Annotated in this window: 17 protein-coding genes and 4 tRNA genes; 3 read left to right on the top strand and 18 right to left on the bottom strand. The window is 30.9% G+C overall.

What is annotated here, in order from left to right; all coding sequences use genetic code 11:
* Positions 1-3: 3 nt before the first annotated feature.
* From fusA to ACTTAU_RS05755, 15 genes are all read right to left on the bottom strand, one after another.
* On the bottom strand, positions 4-2082 hold the full coding sequence (fusA, locus tag ACTTAU_RS05685) for an elongation factor G (protein WP_438304817.1): 2079 nt from the start codon (positions 2080-2082) through the stop codon (positions 4-6).
* Positions 2083-2088: 6 nt separating this feature from the next.
* Positions 2089-2559: a 30S ribosomal protein S7 gene (gene rpsG / locus ACTTAU_RS05690; RefSeq protein ID WP_438304816.1), complete on the bottom strand. Its 471-nt coding sequence runs from the start codon at positions 2557-2559 to the stop codon at positions 2089-2091.
* 3 nt (positions 2560-2562) lie between these two features.
* Complete coding sequence (gene rpsL, locus ACTTAU_RS05695; RefSeq protein ID WP_085114383.1) at positions 2563-2934, bottom strand: 30S ribosomal protein S12; 372 nt, start codon at positions 2932-2934, stop codon at positions 2563-2565.
* Positions 2935-3100: 166 nt separating this feature from the next.
* Positions 3101-7264, bottom strand: a complete 4164-nt coding sequence (rpoC, locus tag ACTTAU_RS05700) for a DNA-directed RNA polymerase subunit beta' (RefSeq protein WP_438304814.1) — start codon at positions 7262-7264, stop codon at positions 3101-3103.
* A 2-nt stretch (positions 7265-7266) separates the two neighbouring features.
* Positions 7267-11352 (bottom strand): DNA-directed RNA polymerase subunit beta, encoded by a 4086-nt coding sequence (gene rpoB / locus ACTTAU_RS05705; protein WP_438304813.1) that lies wholly within the window; start codon positions 11350-11352, stop codon positions 7267-7269.
* A 56-nt stretch (positions 11353-11408) separates the two neighbouring features.
* Positions 11409-11774, bottom strand: coding sequence for a 50S ribosomal protein L7/L12 (gene rplL, locus ACTTAU_RS05710; RefSeq protein ID WP_438304811.1), 366 nt, complete (start codon positions 11772-11774; stop codon positions 11409-11411).
* 5 nt (positions 11775-11779) lie between these two features.
* Complete coding sequence (gene rplJ / locus ACTTAU_RS05715; RefSeq protein WP_438304809.1) at positions 11780-12298, bottom strand: 50S ribosomal protein L10; 519 nt, start codon at positions 12296-12298, stop codon at positions 11780-11782.
* A gap of 7 nt (positions 12299-12305) precedes the next feature.
* Positions 12306-12995 (bottom strand): 50S ribosomal protein L1, encoded by a 690-nt coding sequence (gene rplA / locus ACTTAU_RS05720; protein ID WP_438304808.1) that lies wholly within the window; start codon positions 12993-12995, stop codon positions 12306-12308.
* On the bottom strand, positions 12995-13426 hold the full coding sequence (rplK, locus tag ACTTAU_RS05725; RefSeq protein ID WP_085114389.1) for a 50S ribosomal protein L11: 432 nt from the start codon (positions 13424-13426) through the stop codon (positions 12995-12997). Before rplK ends, rplA begins: the two co-directional genes overlap by 1 nt.
* Positions 13426-13956 carry a transcription termination/antitermination protein NusG gene (gene nusG, locus ACTTAU_RS05730; protein WP_085114390.1) on the bottom strand — a complete coding sequence of 177 codons (531 nt, stop codon included), beginning with the start codon at positions 13954-13956 and terminating at the stop codon, positions 13426-13428. Before nusG ends, rplK begins: the two co-directional genes overlap by 1 nt.
* Positions 13956-14147 carry a preprotein translocase subunit SecE gene (gene secE / locus ACTTAU_RS05735; RefSeq protein WP_075501425.1) on the bottom strand — a complete coding sequence of 64 codons (192 nt, stop codon included), beginning with the start codon at positions 14145-14147 and terminating at the stop codon, positions 13956-13958. The genes nusG and secE overlap by 1 nt, the downstream gene beginning before the upstream one ends.
* Before the next feature lie 16 nt (positions 14148-14163).
* Positions 14164-14239, bottom strand: a tRNA-Trp gene (locus tag ACTTAU_RS05740).
* A 9-nt stretch (positions 14240-14248) separates the two neighbouring features.
* Positions 14249-15439, bottom strand: coding sequence for an elongation factor Tu (tuf, locus tag ACTTAU_RS05745; RefSeq protein WP_085114392.1), 1191 nt, complete (start codon positions 15437-15439; stop codon positions 14249-14251).
* A gap of 43 nt (positions 15440-15482) precedes the next feature.
* Positions 15483-15556, bottom strand: a tRNA-Gly gene (locus ACTTAU_RS05750).
* 46 nt (positions 15557-15602) lie between these two features.
* A tRNA-Tyr gene (locus tag ACTTAU_RS05755) sits at positions 15603-15688 on the bottom strand.
* A gap of 132 nt (positions 15689-15820) precedes the next feature.
* Between ACTTAU_RS05755 and rlmB the strand changes: the two genes are divergently transcribed.
* The 3 genes from rlmB to ACTTAU_RS05770 all read left to right on the top strand — a co-directional run bounded on the left by rlmB (position 15821) and on the right by ACTTAU_RS05770 (position 17844).
* A complete protein-coding gene (gene rlmB / locus ACTTAU_RS05760) occupies positions 15821-16558 on the top strand; it encodes a 23S rRNA (guanosine(2251)-2'-O)-methyltransferase RlmB (RefSeq protein ID WP_438304805.1) in 738 nt (245 codons plus the stop codon).
* Positions 16559-16595: 37 nt separating this feature from the next.
* Positions 16596-16671 (top strand) — tRNA-Thr (locus tag ACTTAU_RS05765).
* Between the two features lie 87 nt (positions 16672-16758).
* Positions 16759-17844: a glycosyltransferase family 61 protein gene (locus tag ACTTAU_RS05770; protein WP_438303888.1), complete on the top strand. Its 1086-nt coding sequence runs from the start codon at positions 16759-16761 to the stop codon at positions 17842-17844.
* Here the strand turns inward: ACTTAU_RS05770 and ACTTAU_RS05775 are convergent.
* From ACTTAU_RS05775 to ACTTAU_RS05785, 3 genes are read right to left on the bottom strand one after another with little or no spacing between them, the layout of a single operon-like run.
* Positions 17827-18693, bottom strand: coding sequence for a DUF4422 domain-containing protein (locus ACTTAU_RS05775; RefSeq protein ID WP_438303891.1), 867 nt, complete (start codon positions 18691-18693; stop codon positions 17827-17829). The two genes, ACTTAU_RS05770 and ACTTAU_RS05775, sit on opposite strands and share 18 nt — an antisense overlap.
* Positions 18694-18715: 22 nt before the next feature.
* The gene (locus ACTTAU_RS05780; RefSeq protein WP_438303892.1) at positions 18716-19480 is read right to left on the bottom strand and encodes a TylF/MycF/NovP-related O-methyltransferase; all 765 of its coding nucleotides are present in this window, start codon (positions 19478-19480) and stop codon (positions 18716-18718) included.
* Complete coding sequence (locus tag ACTTAU_RS05785; protein WP_438303894.1) at positions 19481-20257, bottom strand: NAD kinase; 777 nt, start codon at positions 20255-20257, stop codon at positions 19481-19483.

Genomic DNA, 20257 nt, shown 5'->3' on the forward strand with positions numbered 1-20257 from the left:
AATTTATCCAGCTACCTTCTTAGTTACCTCATCTTGAACATTTTGAGGGACTTTGGAATAATGATCAAAAAACATTGAGTACTGTGCTCTGCCTTGCGACATTGATCTTAAATTATTAATATAACCAAACATATTAGCTAAGGGAACCATCGCAGTAATTACTGTTGCATTACCACGTTGTTCTTGGGTACTTATTTGACCTCTTCTGCTATTTAAATCACCTATAACATCGCCCATGTAATCTTCAGGTGTTACAACTTCAACTCTCATTATCGGCTCTAAAAGTTTTAGACCACCTTGTGTGCATGCTTCTTTAAAACAAGATCTACTTGCTAGTTCAAAAGCTAAAACACTTGAGTCAACATCGTGATGCAAACCATCGACTATTGTTACTTTATAATCAATAAGCGGGAACCCTGCTAAAATTCCACTATCAGAAACTGTTTCAATTCCTTTTTCAACACCTGGTATAAATTCTTTTGGAATTGCACCACCTTTAATAGCACTTTCAACAGCTCGTCCTTTTCCAGGCTCTTGAGGTTCAACTAATAATTTTACCTTAGCAAATTGACCGGCACCTCCACTTTGTTTTTTGTGTATATATTCAAATTCAGCTGTTTTTTCGATTGTCTCTCTATAAGCAACTTGTGGGGCTCCAACATTTGCTTCAACCTTGAATTCTCTTTTCATTCTATCAACAATGATATCTAGGTGTAATTCACCCATACCTTTAATAATTGTTTGTCCAGACTCTTCATCAGAAGAAACCCTAAAAGATGGATCTTCTTTAGCTAATCTTGCCAATGCTTCACCCATTTTTTCTTGATCACCTTTTGTTTTAGGTTCAACAGCAATTTCAATCACTGGTTCTGGGAACTCCATAGGTTCAAGTAAAACTTGATTTTCTTTGTCACATAGTGTGTGACCTGTCATGGTATTTTTTAATCCAGCTAAAGATACTATGTCTCCAGCATTAGCTTCTTTTATATCCTCTCTCGAATTAGCATGCATTAACAGCATTCTACCAACTCTTTCCTCTTTTTCAGTTGAAGAGTTATAAACAGCAGTTCCAGATTTAATAGTTCCTGAATAAATTCTTACAAACGTAAGTGATCCAACAAAAGGGTCATTTGCTACTTTAAAAGCTAAAGCAGAAAAAGGTTCTTTATCATCAAACTTCATTTCTACTTCATCATCTGTTCCAACCTTAGTTCCTTTAATAGAACCAATATCAAGAGGGCTTGGCAGATAATTTATGACAGCGTCTAATAATGGCTGAACACCTTTGTTTTTAAAAGCTGAACCTGTCAAAACAGGTACAAAACTAAAGTTTAAAGTACCTTTCCTAATACATTTTACTAAATCTTCTTCTTTAATTTCTTCACCATTTAAATAGCTTTCCATTAAATTCTCATCTTGCTCAACAGCCATTTCAACAAGTTCTGTTCTGTATTTTTGAGAAATTTCTTTTAAATCATCAGGTATTTCTTTGTATTCCCACTCTGCTCCAAGAGCCTCATTTTTCCAAACTTGAGCTTTCATTTTAACTAAATCAACAACACCAGTTAAAGACGCCTCAATTCCAATTGGTACTTGTAAAACAAGAGGCTTAGCTCCTAATCTATCTTTAATCATATCAACGCATCTAAAGAAATCAGCTCCAGTTCTATCTAACTTATTTACAAAACAAATTCTTGGAACTTTATATTTATCAGCTTGTCTCCAAACAGTTTCTGATTGAGGTTCAACACCTGCAACACCATCAAAAACTGCTACAGCTCCATCTAAAACTTTTAATGATCTCTCAACTTCAATAGTAAAATCTACGTGACCTGGAGTATCAATAATATTAATTCTATGATCTTGCCAAAAACAAGTCGTAGCTGCAGAAGTAATTGTTATACCTCTCTCTTGCTCTTGTTCCATCCAGTCCATTGTTGCAGCTCCATCGTGAACTTCACCAATTTTATGACTTTTACCAGTGTAATATAAAATTCTTTCAGTAGTAGTTGTTTTGCCAGCATCTATGTGAGCCATGATACCAATGTTTCTATATTTATCTAATGTATGTGTTCTTGCCATATTAAATTACCATCTAAAGTGAGCAAACGCTTTGTTTGACTCAGCCATTTTATGGACATCCTCTCTTTTTTTAACTGCTGCACCTTTTTTTTCATAGGCATCATAAAGTTCATTAAAAATTTTATCTGACATATGTTTGTCTTTTCTTTTTCTAGCAGAGTCTACAAGCCATCTAATCGCTAATGCTTGGGCTCTTTTACTTTTTACTTCTACAGGCACTTGATAAGTTGCTCCACCAACTCTTCTAGATCTTACCTCAACAGTTGGTTTAATATTATTTATTGCTTCATTGAATATATTTATTGGCTCATCTTTAGTTTTGGTCTTTATCTTATCGATAGCTTCATAAACAATTTTTGCAGCAACACCTCTTTTGCCATCATACATAATATTATTAATTAATTTTGGGATTATGGTAGATTTAAATTTTGGATCAGGAGTAACGTTTTTTTTTGGCTGAGTTTTTTTTCTAGACATAACTTACTTACCTTTTTTAGTTCCGTACAAAGATCTTCTTTTTTTTCTATTGGCTACACCTTGAGTATCTAAATTTCCTCTAAGTATATGATATCGAACTCCAGGTAAATCCTTAACACGTCCACCTCTTATTAAAACAACTGAGTGTTCTTGCAGGTTATGACCTTCACCAGGTATATAAGCTGTAACCTCAAAACCATTTGACAATCTTACTCTAGCAACTTTTCTTAATGCTGAGTTAGGTTTCTTCGGAGTGGTAGTATAAACCTTAACACATACACCTCTTTTAAGAGGTTGTTTTTGAAGAGCTGGAACTTTATTTCTTTTACTTTGTTTAACTCTTTTATTTTTTAATAATTGGTTAATAGTCGGCATATAATTTTTAAAATATTAATAATTGTTTTTGAGAGAAATAACTGACAGGTTATTTATGGCAGCGTTTAGTGTCTAAAGCTAACACTACATTCCAACCAAAAACATCGCCAAAATACTTATTAATTTGACTTTGTCAAATTAAAACTAAAAATTAATTGATCTATTTTTATTGATTAACAGGGGTTTCTGCAGCTTCAATCTTATCTTGTTCTGATAAAAATTTATTATCATCTTCAAGAGCTTTTTTGTTCCATTTATTCTTTATATTACCTGTACCAGCTGGAACTAATCTACCTACAATCACATTTTCTTTTAAACCATTTAAAGGATCAACTTTTCCTTTGATAGCGGCATCTGTCAATACCCTAGTAGTTTCTTGGAAAGAAGCCGCTGATATAAATGACTCTGTTTGAAGTGATGCTTTTGTTATTCCCATTAAAACTCTTTCACCAACTGCTGGTGTTTTGCCTTCAGCTTTAAGTCTTTCGTTATTTGTATCAAATTTTATTCTGTCAACGATTTCACCTGGTAAGTAAGTTGAATCTCCTGAATGCTTAACTTCAATTTTCTTTAACATTTGTCTTAATATAGTTTCAATATGTTTATCATTGATGATAACACCTTGTAACCTATATACTTCTTGAACTTGATTAACAAAATACTCAGTTAAATCTTTAATTCCCATAATTCTTAAAATATCATGTGGTAGAGGTTGACCATCAAGAAGATACTCACCTTTTTTAATTCTTTCACCTTGGTTGAAATTAATATGTTTTCCTTTAGGTATTAAATAATTAGATGCTTCAGCTCCATCCTCTGGAACAATTGAAACTCTTTGTTTTCCTCTTACCTCTTTACCAAATACAACTTGTCCATCATTTTCAGCAATTATTGCGCTATCTTTTGCTTTTCTTGCTTCAAATAATTCAGCTACTCGAGGTAAACCTCCAGTAATATCTTTTGTTTTCGTAGTTTCTTTTGGAAGTCTAGCAATTACATCACCAGCTGAAACTTTTTGACCATCTTTAACTGATAAAATTGAGTCTGGTACTAAATAATATCTTGCTTCATTGTCATCAGCTTTTTTAATTACATTACCTTTTTCATCTCTTAAAGTAATTCTAGGTTTTAAGTCTGTACTTTTTGATTGAGATCTCCAGTCAATAACTGATTTAGATGAAATTCCTGTGGCATCATCAGTAGTTTCTTGAATTGAAACACCATCAATTAAATCAACATAACTTGCAACACCACTTTTTTCTGCAATAACTGGTGTTGTGTACGGATCCCATTCACAAATTTTTGTATTTGCTTTTACTTTATCACCATTTTTGAAAAATAATTTTGATCCATATGCAACTTTATAAATTGCAACTTGTAAGCCATTATTATCTTCAATTGATAATTGAGTATTTCTACCCATAACTATTAGGTTTTTCTTAGAGTCTTCTAATATATTAGAGTTAATAATTTTTAATGTTCCTTCATTTTTAGTAACAATTTGAGATTCTTGTTTTACAGATGCAGTTCCACCAACGTGGAAAGTTCTCATCGTTAATTGTGTTCCAGGTTCACCAATTGATTGAGCTGAAATCATTCCAATCGCTTCTCCGACATGAACCATCTTTCCTCTTGATAAATCTCTACCATAACAAGTAGCGCAAACACCTTCTTTTGAACTACATGTCATCACTGAGAATACTTTTAATGCTTTAATACCTGCGGCATCAATTTGATCACATCCAGCTTCATCAATCATTACAGATTTTTTGATGATAACTTCGCCAGTTATTGGATGCTTCACATCTGCAGCAGTTACTCTACCTAATGCTCTTTCAGATAAACTAACAACTACATTACCACCCTCTAATATTTCAGAAAGTTCAATAAATCCAGGCTTGTCGCATTTTACTTTTGTAATTGTTAAATCTTGCGCAACATCACAAAGCCTTCTAGTTAGATACCCAGAACTTGCAGTTTTTAATGCAGTATCAGCTAAACCTTTTCTGGCACCGTGAGTAGAATTAAAATATTCGAGAGCAGTTAATCCCTCTTTAAAGTTAGAGACAATTGGACTTTCAATAATTTCTCCAGATGGTTTTGCAATTAGTCCTCTCATTCCAGCTAACTGTTTCATCTGGGCAGCTGAACCTCTTGCACCACTATCAGCCATCATAAATACAGAATTAATTTTTAACCCTTCAGGAGTTTTTTCTGTAGCAGAAATACCTTTCATCATTTCTCCTGCAACTCTGTCAGTACATTTAGACCAAGCATCAACAACTTTATTGTACTTTTCACCTCTAGTAATTAGACCTTCTGCATACTGAGTCTCATAATCTGCAATTAATTTCTTAGTATCTTCAATTAGTTGAGTTTTGCTCTCTGGTATTACTAAATCGTCTTTACCAAATGAAATTCCAGCTTTAAATGCGTGTTTAAAACCTAAGTCTTTTAATTTGTCACAAAAGATGACGGTAGTTTTTTGACCACAAAATCTAAATACAATATCTATAATTTCAGAAACTGTTTTCTTAGGAAGTAATCTATCAACTAAAGAAAATTTGATATCTTTGTTTTTTGGTAATAAGTTTGCTAGTAAAAATCTTCCAGCTGTTGACGTATATTTTTCAAATTTTTTATTTCCATTTTCATCAACAGTTTCAAATCTTGAAATTATAGTACTGTGAACTTTTATTTGTCCTGAAGACAAAGCAAATTCAATTTGATCAGCATCTACAAAGTAACCAGCTGGTTTGTCAGTTAAAGGCTCTTGAGATAAATAGTAAATACCTAAAATCATATCTTGACTTGGTACAATGATAGGTTTTCCATTTGATGGAGAGAGAATATTATTCGTTGAAAGCATCAAAATTCTAGCCTCTAATTGAGCTTCTAAACTTAGTGGTACATGTACTGCCATTTGGTCGCCATCAAAGTCAGCGTTAAATGCAGCGCAAGTTAAAGGATGTAATTCTATAGCATCTCCTTCAATTAATTTTGGTTCAAATGCTTGAACACCAAGTCTGTGTAAAGTTGGAGCTCTATTTAATAATACAGGGTGCTCTCTAACTATTAATTCTAATGCATCCCAAACAGCATTAGTTTCTTTCTCTACCAATTTCTTAGCTTGTTTTATCGTAGATGCTAAGCCTAGTTTATTTAATCTTGCATAAAGAAATGGTTTGAATAACTCCAAAGCCATTTTCTTAGGAAGACCACACTCATGTAATTTTAGGTCTGGACCAACTACAATTACTGATCTACCAGAGTAATCAACTCGTTTTCCAAGTAAATTTTGTCTAAATCTACCTTGTTTACCTTTTAACATTTCTGCTAAAGATTTTAATGGTCGTTTTCCTGTTCCTGTAATAACTCTTCCACGTCTTCCATTATCAAATAGTGCATCAACAGATTCTTGAAGCATTCTTTTTTCATTTCTAACGATTATATCAGGAGCCTTAAGGTCCATTAATCTTTTCAAACGGTTATTTCTATTTATTACTCTTCTATATAGATCGTTCAAATCTGATGTAGCAAATCTACCACCATCTAAAGGTACTAATGGTCTTAATTCTGGTGGAATAACAGGGACAACTGTCATGATCATCCATTCCGGTTTCTGACCTGTTTCGATGAACGACTCAATTAATTTTAGTCTTTTTATTGCTCTTTCTTCGTTAACTTTAGATTTGGTCTCTTTAATATAGCTAACTAAATTTTTTCTCTCTAGTTCGAGGTCTAGATTTTTTAACATTTCAAGAACAGCTTCCGCACCAATTCCAGCAGTAAATGCTTCTTCACCAAACTCATCTTGATATTTAGCTAATTCTTCTTCATTTAAAAGTTGGTTTTTTTGTAAGCCTGTTAAGCCTGGCTCAATAACAATAAAATTTTCAAAATATAAAACTCTTTCAATTTCTTTTAATTTCATATCAACAGCGAGAGCTATTCTGCTTGGAAGAGATTTTAAAAACCAAATATGTGCAACGGGCGTAGCAAGATTAATGTGACCCATTCTTTCTCTTCTCACATTAGATTTTGTTACTTCAACACCACATTTTTCACATATAATTCCTCTAAATTTCATTCGTTTGTATTTTCCACACAAACATTCATAGTCTTTTATAGGGCCAAAAATTCTAGCACAAAATAAACCATCTTTTTCAGGTCTAAATGTTCTATAATTTATTGTCTCGGGTTTTTTAATTTCACCATAAGTCCATGATTTTATTTTCTCAGGACTAGCTAAAGAAATCTTTATACTATTAAAGTTTTGAGCCTCTGAAATTTCGGTATTTTTAAAAAGATCTGTTAATTCTTTTTTCATAATTAATTAAGCTCCACGTTTAATGCTAATGATTTAATTTCTTTTACTAGAACGTTGAATGATTCTGGTATTCCAGATTCAAAGTTTTCTTCTCCTTTAACAATTGTTTCATAAACTTTAACACGTCCAGCAACGTCATCTGATTTGACAGTTAAAATTTCTTGCAAAGTATAAGAGGCTCCATAAGCTTCTAAAGCCCAGACTTCCATCTCACCAAATCTTTGTCCACCTAATTGAGCTTTTCCACCAAGTGGCTGTTGTGTAACCAAACTATAAGGTCCAGTTGATCTAGCGTGAATCTTGTCCTCTACAAGGTGATGAAGTTTAAGCATATAAATTATACCTACAGTCACAGGTCTATCAAATTGCTCACCTGTTCTGCCATCCCATAAATAAGTTTGACCTGAGCCTGGCAACTTAGCTAACTCAAGCATTTCGGTAACATCTTTTTCTTTAGCTCCATCAAAAACTGGAGTTGAAATAGCAATACCATTTTGAAGATTTTCACATAAATCTCTAAATTCTGTTTTGTTTAATTTATCAACTTTTTCATTAAAAATTTCTTCTCCATAAACAGATTTAAGAAATTTTGATATTTTTTCAGTTTTTTCAATTCTTTTATTATTTTCATTAACTAATTTCTTAACTTCTTCACCAAATTCTTTACATGCCCAACCTAGATGAGTTTCAAGAATCTGACCAACATTCATACGGCTTGGAACACCAAGTGGATTAAGAACAATATCAACTGGTCTTCCATCTTCTCTGTATGGCATATCTTCAACTGGAACAATTTTACTGACTACCCCTTTATTACCATGTCTTCCAGACATCTTATCACCAGGTCTTAGTCTTCTTTTAATTGCAACAAAAACTTTAACCATTTTCATTACACTTGGTAATAAATCATCACCACTTCTAATTTTTAAAACTTTATCTTCAAATCTTTCAGTAATATCCTGTTTTGCTTTATTATACTGATCTTTTAATTGAGCTAGTGTAGCTTCATCATTCACATTACCAACTGTAATTTTAAATACATCATTAATGCTTAGTTTATCAATATTTTCAAAATCAAGTTTTGTACCTGTTTCTAGATCTTTAATTTTTTTAGTTAATGATGCGCCTGAAAAAATTTGTGCTGCTCTTTGCTTTATACTTCTCTCTAATATTTCTTCTTCTACGATTTTATCTTGTTGAACTTGATCAATTTCAGCTCTTTCAATAGTAATTGATCTTTCATCTTTTTCAATTCCATGTCTATTGAAAACTTTAACATCAACAACTGTACCACTACTACCTCTAGACATTCTCAAAGATGTATCTGTCACATCAATAGCTTTTTCACCAAAAATTGATCTTAATAGTTTTTCTTCAGGTCCAGATGCAGAGTCACCTTTTGGTGTAACTTTTCCGACTAGTATATCTCCAGCATTAACCTCAGCACCAATATAAACAATTCCTGACTCATCTAAATTTTTTAAAGCTTCTTCATTAACATTTGGAATATCTCTTGTTATTTCTTCTTCGCCTAATTTTGTATCTCTTGCCATTATTTCGTATTCAACAATATGAACTGAAGTAAAGACATCGTCGGTTACACATCTTTCAGATATCAAAATTGAGTCCTCAAAATTGTATCCTTGCCATGGCATGAATGCTACAGTTACATTTTTACCTAAGGCTAATTCACCTAATCTAGTAGATGGTCCATCAGCAATTATATCACCTGATTTAACTTTATCGCCTACTCTAACTAGTGGTCTTTGGTTTATGCATGTATTTTGATTTGATCTTTTAAATTTTTGGAGATTGTAAATATCTACACTTGATTTTGTAAAATCAGTTTCTTCAGTAACTTTTACTACAATCCTCTTACCATCAATTTTATCAACTACACCATCTCTTTTAGCAACAATTGTTACACCAGAGTCTAAGGCTACATCGCTTTCAATTCCTGTGCCTACCAATGGGGACTCAGGTTTTAATAATGGCACTGCTTGTCTCATCATATTAGAGCCCATCAGAGCTCTGTTAGCATCATCATTTTCTAAAAATGGAATTAATGAAGCAGCAACAGAAACAAGCTGCTTAGGTGATACATCAATATAGTCAATTGTTTCTGGTTTAGATAACAAGAAGTTTAAATTTTGCCTACATGACACAAGTTCTTCTATAATTTTACCGTTTTTATCTATTTTTGTATTAGCTTGAGCAATGGTATATTTAGTTTCTTCCATTGCAGATAAATATTCAACTTTATCTTGTACAACTCCATCCTTAACTCTCTTGTATGGACTTTCTATAAACCCATATTTATTTATTTTTGCATAAGTTGATAAACTATTAATCAATCCAATATTTGGTCCCTCAGGAGTTTCAATTGGGCAAATTCTTCCATAATGTGTTGGATGCACGTCTCGAACTTCAAAGCCTGCTCTTTCTCTTGTAAGACCACCTGGACCTAAAGCAGATACTCTTCTTTTGTGTGTTATTTCTGATAATGGATTTGTTTGATCCATGAATTGTGATAATTGAGAACTAGCAAAAAAATCTTTCAAAGAAACTGTTAAAGGTTTAGCGTTAATCAAATCTTGGGGCATAGCTGACTCAACGTCAAGAGTAGTCATTTTTTCTTTAATGGCTCTTTCCATTCTGTAAACACCTATTCTTGCTTGATTTTCAACCAATTCTCCTACAGATCTAACTCTTCTGTTACCTAAGTGATCAATGTCATCAACATCATCTTTGCCATCTCTTAGATCTAGCATTTTATGAACTATTGCAATTATGTCATCATTTCTTAAAATTGTTATCTTGTCTGAACATTCTTGATTTAACCTAGAGTTCATTTTAACCCTACCCACATCTGAAAGATCGTATCTATCAGAGCTGAAAAATAAATTATTAAATATCTGTGTAGCAATTTCTATTGTAGGTGGTTCACCAGGTCTTAACATCTTATAAATTTCGGTAATTGCTTCATCTTTTGTATTATTTTTATCATTTAAAAGAGTTGTTAATAGGTAAGGGCCTTTATTAATTGAGTTGGTTACAGAAATATCCAGAGAATGGATATTTGCGTCTAATATCTGTTGAATAATAGTATCGTTTAACTCTGTACCAATTTTAAATGTTCCCTCTTCTTCATCACTTACTTTAATATCTTTGTGTAAAAATTTTCCATATAAAGACTCTCTCGAAACTAAAATATCTTTAAGACCGTCATTAGCTAATTTTTTTGCATTTAGATAATTAATTTTTTCACCTAACTTGATTACCACATTACCTGTTTTTGCATCAACAACTTCCTCAGAGAAATTTTTTGCTTTGTAATTTTCAGGATTAAATTTTGTTTTCCATTTTTGAGTTTTTGAATCAAAAGTAAATTGCTCTTTATCATAAAATTCATTTGCTATCTCTGATTTGGAAAAACCTAGAGCCATCAATAATGTTGAGGCTAATATTTTTTTCTTTCTATCAATTTTAAAATATAAAAAATCTTTAACATCATATTCAAAATCCAACCAAGAACCTCTATTTGGAATTACTCTACAATTAAATAAAAGTTTACCACTTGCATGAGTTTTGCCTTTGTCGTGATCAAAAAACACACCTGGACTTCTATGCATTTGGTTTACTACAACTCTTTGAACACCGTTTGTTATGAATGTACCACTATTAGTCATCATAGGTACTTCACCCATGTAAACTTCTTGTTCTTTTGCTGATAAAATATCTTTAGTATTATTTTCTTGATCTATTTCGTAAACAACTAATCTTAAAGTACACTTTAAAGCAGAAGAATAAGTTAGACCTCTAGCAATGCATTCCTCAACATCAAATTTTGGTTTCTCAAGTCTATAAGATACGTATTCTAATGTTGCTTTGTCATTTAAATCTTCGATTGGAAAGATACTTTTAAAAACTCTATCAAAACCTTTTGTGATTTCTGCATCTGCAATAAAATCCGTTAATTCATCATAAGAATTTTTTTGTACTTCAATTAGATTTGGGATAGATAAACTTTCTTTAAGTTTACCAAAATTTTTTCGAATATTCTTTTTTTCAGTAAAAGATATTTGCATTTATATTTTTAAACTGATTAAAAAATTTAATCAGTTTGTGAATTCTTTCTAATTGTTTATTTTAATTCTACTTTTGCGCCAGCAGCTTCTAATTTAGCTTTGATTTCTTCTGCTTCTTTTTTTGGAACACCTGATTTAACTTCTTTAGGTGCACCTTCAACTAAATCTTTAGCTTCTTTTAGACCAAGAGAAGTTGCTGCTCTTACTTCTTTAATAACATTAATTTTTTTATCACCTGCTGAAACAAGCATAATTGTAAAGTCATCTTTATCAGCTGCTGCCTCACCACCAGCTGCTGCTGCTGGAGCTGCTGCTGCCATTGGAGTTACACCCCATTTTTCTTCTAACTGCTTTGAAAGTTCTGCAGCTTCAGCTACAGTCAAACTTGAAAGGTCTTCAATAATTTTATTTAGGTCTGGCATAGTATCTACTCTTTAGGTTGTGTTTCTGAATTTTCTGGGGACAAACTACTCATTTTTTCTGAACGTGCAAGCAAAATACTCACTAATTTTGAGGCTGGGGCGTTTAAAATACCAACAATATTTGCTCTAGCTTCATCCAAAGTAGGTAAATTTGCTACATTTTGAACTCCAGCCTGATCTAAAACTTCATCGTCCATAATTCCACCAATAAGTTTTAGATTTTCATTTTCTTTAGCAAATTTAGCTAAAATCCTTGCTGACATTATAGCGTCCTCACCAAATGCTACAGCTGTTGGACCAGTAAAAAGATCAGATAGATCTTTACACTTTGTCTTCTCTAATGCGAGTTTGGTAATTCTATTTTTTGTGATTTTAAAAATAATTCCATGCTCTCTCATCTTAGATCTTAGTTCATCTAATTGAGGCATAGTTAAACCTTGATAATGAGTAACCATTACAGCTTTACTGTTCTCAAACTGATTAGTCATATCAGCAATGTAAGCTTTTTTTTGTTCTTTATTCATCATGAGTTTAAATCGCTTTTCCTAGTTTTAATTTATAAGAAACACCCATTGTTGAAGTAATAAAAGTGTTTTTAATTAAATCACCTTTTAAAGTATTATTAGATTTTTCTTTATCTAATGCATCGAGAACAGCATTATAATTTTTAATTAATTGTTCATCACTAAAAGATTTCTTACCAATACTTACTCCAATATTGCCATCTTTATCATTTCTAATTTCTGCTTGCCCAGATTTTGCATCACTTATTGCAGTTTTTAAATCCTCAGTCACAGAACCAAGTTTTGGATTTGGCATTAATCCTTTTGGACCAAGTACTTTTCCAAGTTTAGATAATTTTATCATCATAGCTGGAGTACAAATTAGTTTTTCAAAGTTCATTTCACCAGATTTAATCTTTTCAATAAACTCATCACCTCCAACAATATCAGCTCCTGCATCTTTTGCTTCAGAAGCTTTTGGATCTTCACAAACAACTGCAACTTTAACTTTTTTTCCAGTTCCACCTGGTAAATTAACTACTGTTCTTATATTAACTTCACTCTTTTTTTGTTTGTTATTAATTTGAAAACTCAAATCAATTGATTCATCAAATTTAGTTGTGCAATTTTTTTTAACTTCTGGAATTAATTTTTCAATTACTTCAGATGGTAAATCTGATGTTTTTTCTGGAAGTTTTTTAAATCTTTTTGATGGCATTACTCTTTAACCTCTATTCCCATTGATCTTGCAGAACCAGAAATAATTTTTACAGCTTGATCTAAATCAAGTGCATTTAAATCTTTCATTTTTTGATTTGCAATTTCTTCTACTTGTTTTCTTGTTATTGAAGCAACGATACTTCTACCAGGTTCTTTTGATCCACCTTTTAATTTTGCAGCCTCTTTAATAAAAAAAGATGCAGGAGGTGATTTAATTTTAAAATCAAATTTCTTATCTTTGTAAACTGTAATTTCAACTGGAACAGGTTTACCAGCCATTGATTTGGTTTTATCATTAAATGCTTTACAAAATTCCATGATGTTAACACCACGTTGACCTAAAGCAGGACCAACAGGTGGCGCTGGATTAGCTTGACCACCATTAATCTGTAATTTTATAAATCCACTAATTTCTTTTTTTGCAGCCATTAACTTGTTTTCTCCACTTGATTATATTCTAATTCAACTGGTGTTGGACGTCCAAATATAGAAACTGAAACCTTAAGTCTAGACTTTTCTTCATCTATTTCTTCAACTAAACCGCTGAAAGATGCAAAAGGCCCGTCAACTACCTGAACTTTTTCACCAACGCTGTACTCTATACCAGATTTTGGCTGAGCCACACCATCTTTTATTTGACCTAAAATCTTCTCAATTTCTTTATCGGATACTGGTACAGGTATGCCTTTAGTCCCTAAAAATCCACTCACTCTCTTTATATTCTTAATCATGTGGTAAATGCTGTTGTCCATCTCACTTTTAATTAAAACATAACCAGGAAAATACTTTTTTTTTCTTTGTGTTCTTTTTCCACGTTTCACCTCAGTTACATCATGCGTCGGAACAACTATTTCCTCAAATTTGTCTGAGATTTTTGCTTTTTCTGCCTCTTCTCTTATTAATCCAGCCACTTTATTCTCAAAACTTGAGTGTGATTGAACAATGTACCAATTTTTCATTAAATACTTACCTTCAGTAATAATTCTAAGAAAAATTTTAAAACTTGATCAAGAAGTAAGAAAAATAAAGACATTACAACAGCCATGGCAAATACCATTAATGCACCTTGCAATGTTTCCTTTCCAGTTGGCCAAGAGACTTTAAAAGCCTCTTGTTTAACTTCTTGAATAAATTTAATAGGGTTTTTCATATTTAATCAACTCTTTTGGCAGGAGCGGAGGGACTCGAACCCTCAGCCTCCGGTTTTGGAGACCGGCGCTCTACCAATTGAGCTACACTCCTATATAGAGCTTACTCTATAATTTTAGTTACTACTCCAGCTCCTACAGTTCTTCCGCCTTCTCTAATTGCAAAGTTTAATTTTTCTGCCATCGCAATTGGAGTGATAAGTTTAACTGTAAATTTAGCGTCATCACCAGGCATAACCATTTCAGTTCCAGCTGGTAACTCTACTTCACCTGTTACGTCAGTTGTTCTGAAATAAAATTGAGGTCTATACTTAGTAAAGAAAGGAGTGTGTCTTCCACCCTCTTCTTTCTTAAGCACATACGCTTGAGCTTCAAATTTAGTGTGTGGTGTTATTGAGCCAGGCTTACAAAGAACTTGTCCTCTTTCAATATCAGTTCTCTCAATACCTCTAAGTAAAACACCTACGTTATCGCCAGCTTCACCTGAGTCTAATAGTTTTCTAAACATTTCAACTCCAGTACAAACTGATTTTTTTGTCTCTTTAATACCAACGATTTCAATTTCATCACCAGTTTTAAGAACACCAGATTCTACTCTTCCTGTTGCAACAGTTCCTCTACCTGAGATAGAGAACACGTCCTCAACTGGCATCAAGAAATCTTTATCTTTTGGTCTGTCTGGTTGTGGAATATGTTCATCAACATTTTTCATTAATTCCAAGATTGAATTTTTTCCAATCTCATCATCTCTTCCCTCTACTGCAGCAAGAGCTGAGCCTTTTGCAATTGGAGTTTTGTCTCCTGGGAATTTGTATGAAGTTAATAATTCTTTAATTTCTTCCTCAACAAGTTCAATCATTTCTTTATCATCAACTTGATCTACTTTATTTAAGTAAACAACAATTGCTGGAACACCAACTTGTCTTGCTAAAAGAATGTGTTCTCTAGTTTGAGGCATAGGACCGTCTGCAGCGTTAACAACAAGAATTGCACCATCCATTTGAGCTGCACCTGTGATCATATTTTTAACGTAGTCAGCGTGACCTGGACAATCTACGTGAGCGTAATGTCTTTTTTCTGTTTCATACTCAACGTGAGCAGTTGAAATTGTAATTCCTCTTTCTTTTTCCTCTGGAGCTTTATCAATTTCATCGTAAGCAACTGATTTTCCACCACTTGCTTCTGCTAAAACTTTAGTGATCGCTGCTGTTAGAGTTGTTTTACCATGGTCGACATGACCAATTGTACCAATGTTACAATGCGGTTTATTTCTTACAAATTTTTCTTTTGACATTACTTTATTACCTCAGTTTTATTTTTTATTTATAATTTTTTCTTGGAGCGGGTAAAGGGAATCGAACCCTTACATCCAGCTTGGAAGGCTAGCGTTCTACCATTGAACTACACCCGCACAACCCCAAGAGTAACACTCCAGTATTACCTGAAGATTTATTGAATGGTGGAGGGGGAAAGATTCGAACTTTCGAAGACCGAAGTCAACGGGTTTACAGCCCGCCCCATTTGACCGCTCTGGAACCCCTCCTCATTTGGGGAAGTGTCCCCTTGTTCAATAAAGCTTCAAACAACACGCGTTTTATATATTTTATTTGTGCAAATGCAATACGAGAATTATTAAGAAAATATAGTAAAAAACGTATAAAACTTATCAAAATTTATGAATAAATCGTCATTTTTTATTGTAGGCCAACATGCAGTTATTGAGGCTCTTAAAAACCCAAAAAGAAAAGTTTTAAGAGTATTTTTAACGGAGGAAAGTAAAAAAAATATTCATAGAAAAAGTCCAAAAAAAAATCTTTTAGATGATGTAAAAGTTTATTTTAAAACAAAAAAAGAATTAGACAAATATTCAACAAAAGAAAATTTACTTCATCAAGGATACGTTGCTGAGATAGAGCATCTAGAAAAACTAATCTTGAAAGACTTTATCAAAGAGCAAAAGAATATTACTTTTGTTTGTTTAGATGGAGTAACAGATCCTAGAAATATTGGTTCATTAATTCGAAGTGCTGCTTCGTTTGATATTGATGGAATAATTATTAAAGAGAGACATTTTCCCCATGAAAGCAAACTAATGTACAAAGCTGCAAGTGGCGCTATGGAATATGTTAATATATTTGAAGTATCCAATATCAATTCTACTTTAAAAAATTTAAAAAATAAAAATTTTTGGGTTTATGGTTTTGATGGAAAAGGAGATAAAGTTTTCACTGATATTGAATGGAAAGGTAATAATATTCTATTATTTGGTTCAGAAGGATCAGGAATGCATGAGCACACATCTAAATATGCAGATTTCTTAGTAAAGATTGATATTAATAAAAAAATTGAAAGCTTAAATATATCAAATAGTGCTGCCATTGTTTTTCATCATTTGAGTTATTTAAAAAAATAGTTGATTAAATTCAAAATAGTTAATAATTATCACTTAAGCCCTTGTAGCTCAGCTGGTAGAGCAATTGATTTGTAATCAATAGGTCCGCGGTTCGAATCCGTGCGGGGGCACCATCACTCAATATAATCAACTTTATCTAAAATATTCATACATCTATTCATTTATTATTTTTTATGTGTTAAAATTACTTATTTAAATCAATGATTTTAAAAAAAATTTCTAAAAAAATTTTTCACAATATTTTTTATTTAATATATGGAAAAGTAAAAGTTAACGAGAAAAAAAATAAAGAATATTTTGAAAAAAAAAGAGTAATTATATCAAGTAACAAAAAAAAATTTACTTATAATATTTTTAAATGTAAAAACTCTCGTTTATATACAGATAGAATTCAAGATACAGCGATCATATATAAAAATACTATTTTGAATGAGCCGTCTTTTCAATTAAGAAAAAATGACCTTGATAGAAATATTAAGAAAAATATTGTTCTAGACATAGGAACACCGAGAATTCAAAAAAAATTAAATGGCAACGTGATGAGTTTATTAACTGGAGGAGGTGGTAATAATAATTATTTTCATTGGTTGTTTGATGTATTACCTAGAATAGCTTTAATGAAAAAATTTTACAAATTGCAAAATATAAACTTTTTCTTATGTCCTGATGTTAATAAGTGGCAGCTAAGAACATTGGAGCTACTAGGTATAAAAACTCATAAATGTATATCTAGTATTAATTACAGACATATAAAAGCTAAAAATATAATATCAACAACACACCCATGGATTATTAACAATGTACATAAAGATATAGAAAATTTACCAAGGTGGATAAGCATGTGGTTAAAAAGTAATTTTTTAAAACACAAATCAAAAAAGAATTTTCCTAAAAAAGTTTATATTGATAGATCAGATTCTGAATCTAACTTGAATAAATATAGAGGAATAAAGAATGAGAAAGAATTAATACATTTTTTAAAAAAAAAAAAATTTTTTTCAGTTAAACTATCAGAATTATCCATAGAAGAACAAATTAAACTTTTTAATGATGCTCAAATAGTGATAGGTCTTCATGGTGCAGGGTTAGCTAATTTAATTTGGTGTAATAAATATACTAAAATTATTGAATTAAAGAGCAAAAATACAAATAGAATTTATGAAAATTTAGCTAGAGTGAATGGAATAAAATATATTAGTTTATCAAGCAAACCCGTAGATGATCCAATCTATAAGCATTATGGAATAATTAATGTAAACATTAAAAAATTAAGTACGTACTTGTAAAATATTTGAGTTTTTTTTTCTTAAATCAAAAAAAATATGTGGCTGACAGGTAAAGTTACAATATTTACTTATCCAATATGAATAATATCTTTCTGCTAAAAAGTCAAAAATACGAGTTTCACCATAACCTTTAAGTTTTTTTATATCAAATATTTCATTACATTTTTCAATCCATTCAAAAGTTGAAACACATAATTTAACAAAATATTTTTTTTTTATAATAAATATATTGTTAGGATAAATTTCAGTTTTAGTTGTAATATAATTGTAAAAATCAGATTGTTCTTTAGTTTCAAGTAATGAAATCGATTTATCTAAACCATTATTTATATGAAATAAATCAAAATGAAATTTTACAGTTCTCTTTTTTTTAAAAAATATTGGTGATGGGTTTTTATAAAGAAATTTATAGCCTTTTTTAATTATTTTGCTCAACTTAATATTTTCAAAAGTTTGTGGGTAATTTAAAATTGCTTCAAGATTAGGATTAAAAACGTCCCTTAACAAATTTTGTTTTAAATTATCCTCATTGATATATTGCTCGTGATTTGACTTTAGCCAAAATCTTCGATAGTGACAAAGACCTATCCAGTCATCATCATTTAAATGATTAATTTTATTTTTCCATATCCAGTAAAAAACAGTTAAAGCCGCATAATTAGTGTTTTTATTAGAAATATTTTCACCAGTTGAGTCATTTTGCCAGTGATCTGGATAATTAATATCTTTACCACCGGCTCCTACTATCTCTAATTCTAAACTATCAAGAAAATTTACATAATCATTGTAAAATTTATTATCTTTTTTTTTGTCAAGGTAAGTTATGCAAAACATATTTATTTTATTCATTATAATATATATAAAAATTTATTTAGGGTTTGATAATTAACCTACAAGTATAATCTACTCTATGCATCCAAATATTAGTTTGATTTTTAAAATAATCATCTACTGCAAGTTTTGCACCTTTAAAATGACCGTAATCATCAATTATTATTACACCACCACTTTCAACTTTGGGATATAAAATTTCCAAACTTATTTTTATAGACTCATAAAAGTCTGTATCTAATCTCAATAAGGAAATTTTTTTTGGAATATTTAAATCATCCATTAAAGTATCTTCTACTTTACCTTTTATAAATTTAATTTTATCAAAATTAAATTTACTAAATTTTTTTAAATTATTTTTTACTTTGTCTAATGAAGAGAATACAGGAATCTCATTTTGTTTTTTATATTCTTCATATTTTTTCAACATACTCTTGCCTGATAAATCAAAATCAAATTTTGTAGGTTCGGGCTGACCTTCATATGTATCATAAGCATATACTTGTTTGTTTATATTTAATTCATTAATAAAATCGTTTATTATAACTAAGTTGGCTCCTTTAAAAACACCTGTTTCAACTATATCTCCCTCAATATTATTATTATTAATATGCTTAAGTCCTTGGGTAAGACACCATTTATTTGGAATTGAAGTTAAAGATATTTCATCTAATTTATTATATAAATTTATTTCTTCAGCAGAAGCTTCCACTATTAAATTTTCAACTTTCTGACTCCAGCTATCTTTTTTGATGATTTTATAATCAAAAAAGTTTAAAAAATTTTTAATTATCTTTTTTATCATTTATCTTATTTTTGTTTCTTTTCTAATTTGTTCAATTTTAATTTTTTTTTGTAAACTTCTGTTTTTATCATAAAGAAGATTAAACTTAATTTTACCATTAGTTTCAACAGTGATTGATTTTGCATTTCTTACTTCTAAATTATCTGCCACTGCACTTATTGGTCTTTTTATTGGATTTAAATTTTTTATAACAATTTTAGTTTTATCGTTAACAATTTTACCCTTCCATCTTCTAGGTCTAAAAGCACTTATTGGAGATATTGATAATTTTTTTGAGTGAAGACTAAGTATAGGTCCATTAACTGACAAATTATAAGCTGTACTTCCAGCAGGTGTTGATACCAATACACCATCAGAAATTAATTTTTTTATTATTTGTCTTGAACCTTGTTTGATTGATAATGAGGCGGTCTGTCTACTTTGTCTAAGCACAGAAACTTCATTTATTGCGATGGATCTTTTAATATAATTATTTTTATTTTTAACAATCATTTCTAATGGTGAAATTGAAACTAGATTTGCTTTGGATAAATTTTTAATAATATCCTTTGATGAGTACTTATTCATTAGAAAACCATAGCTTCCGGAATTAATTCCATAAAACTGCTTATTTGAATTTTTATGCTTTTTAAGTGTTTGAAGCATAAAACCATCTCCACCAATAACAATTATAAGGTTTTCTTTTTTGAAATGATTAGTTTTAAATTTTTTTAATAATATATTTTTAATCTTTATAGATTTTTTGTTTTTATCAGAAATTATTTGAATTTTATTCAT

Origin of the sequence: Candidatus Pelagibacter sp. HIMB1505 (assembly GCF_052047915.1) — a bacterium.
In the GTDB taxonomy this organism is placed as follows: Bacteria; Pseudomonadota; Alphaproteobacteria; order Pelagibacterales; family Pelagibacteraceae; genus Pelagibacter; species Pelagibacter communis_A.

Bases quoted from the DNA above. Each gene is read 5' to 3' on its own strand.
- fusA (WP_438304817.1), bottom strand. From the start codon at position 2,082: ATGGCAAGAACACATACATTAGATAAATATAGAAACATTGGTATCATG.
- rpsG (WP_438304816.1), bottom strand. From the start codon at position 2,559: ATGTCTAGAAAAAAAACTCAGCCAAAAAAAAACGTTACTCCTGATCCA.
- rpsL (WP_085114383.1), bottom strand. From the start codon at position 2,934: ATGCCGACTATTAACCAATTATTAAAAAATAAAAGAGTTAAACAAAGT.
- rpoC (WP_438304814.1), bottom strand. From the start codon at position 7,264: ATGAAAAAAGAATTAACAGATCTTTTTAAAAATACCGAAATTTCAGAG.
- rpoB (WP_438304813.1), bottom strand. From the start codon at position 11,352: ATGCAAATATCTTTTACTGAAAAAAAGAATATTCGAAAAAATTTTGGT.
- rplL (WP_438304811.1), bottom strand. From the start codon at position 11,774: ATGCCAGACCTAAATAAAATTATTGAAGACCTTTCAAGTTTGACTGTA.
- rplJ (WP_438304809.1), bottom strand. From the start codon at position 12,298: ATGAATAAAGAACAAAAAAAAGCTTACATTGCTGATATGACTAATCAG.
- rplA (WP_438304808.1), bottom strand. From the start codon at position 12,995: ATGCCATCAAAAAGATTTAAAAAACTTCCAGAAAAAACATCAGATTTA.
- rplK (WP_085114389.1), bottom strand. From the start codon at position 13,426: ATGGCTGCAAAAAAAGAAATTAGTGGATTTATAAAATTACAGATTAAT.
- nusG (WP_085114390.1), bottom strand. From the start codon at position 13,956: ATGAAAAATTGGTACATTGTTCAATCACACTCAAGTTTTGAGAATAAA.
- secE (WP_075501425.1), bottom strand. From the start codon at position 14,147: ATGAAAAACCCTATTAAATTTATTCAAGAAGTTAAACAAGAGGCTTTT.
- tuf (WP_085114392.1), bottom strand. From the start codon at position 15,439: ATGTCAAAAGAAAAATTTGTAAGAAATAAACCGCATTGTAACATTGGT.
- rlmB (WP_438304805.1), top strand. From the start codon at position 15,821: ATGAATAAATCGTCATTTTTTATTGTAGGCCAACATGCAGTTATTGAG.
- ACTTAU_RS05770 (WP_438303888.1), top strand. From the start codon at position 16,759: ATGATTTTAAAAAAAATTTCTAAAAAAATTTTTCACAATATTTTTTAT.
- ACTTAU_RS05775 (WP_438303891.1), bottom strand. From the start codon at position 18,693: ATGAATAAAATAAATATGTTTTGCATAACTTACCTTGACAAAAAAAAA.
- ACTTAU_RS05780 (WP_438303892.1), bottom strand. From the start codon at position 19,480: ATGATAAAAAAGATAATTAAAAATTTTTTAAACTTTTTTGATTATAAA.
- ACTTAU_RS05785 (WP_438303894.1), bottom strand. From the start codon at position 20,257: ATGAATAAAATTCAAATAATTTCTGATAAAAACAAAAAATCTATAAAG.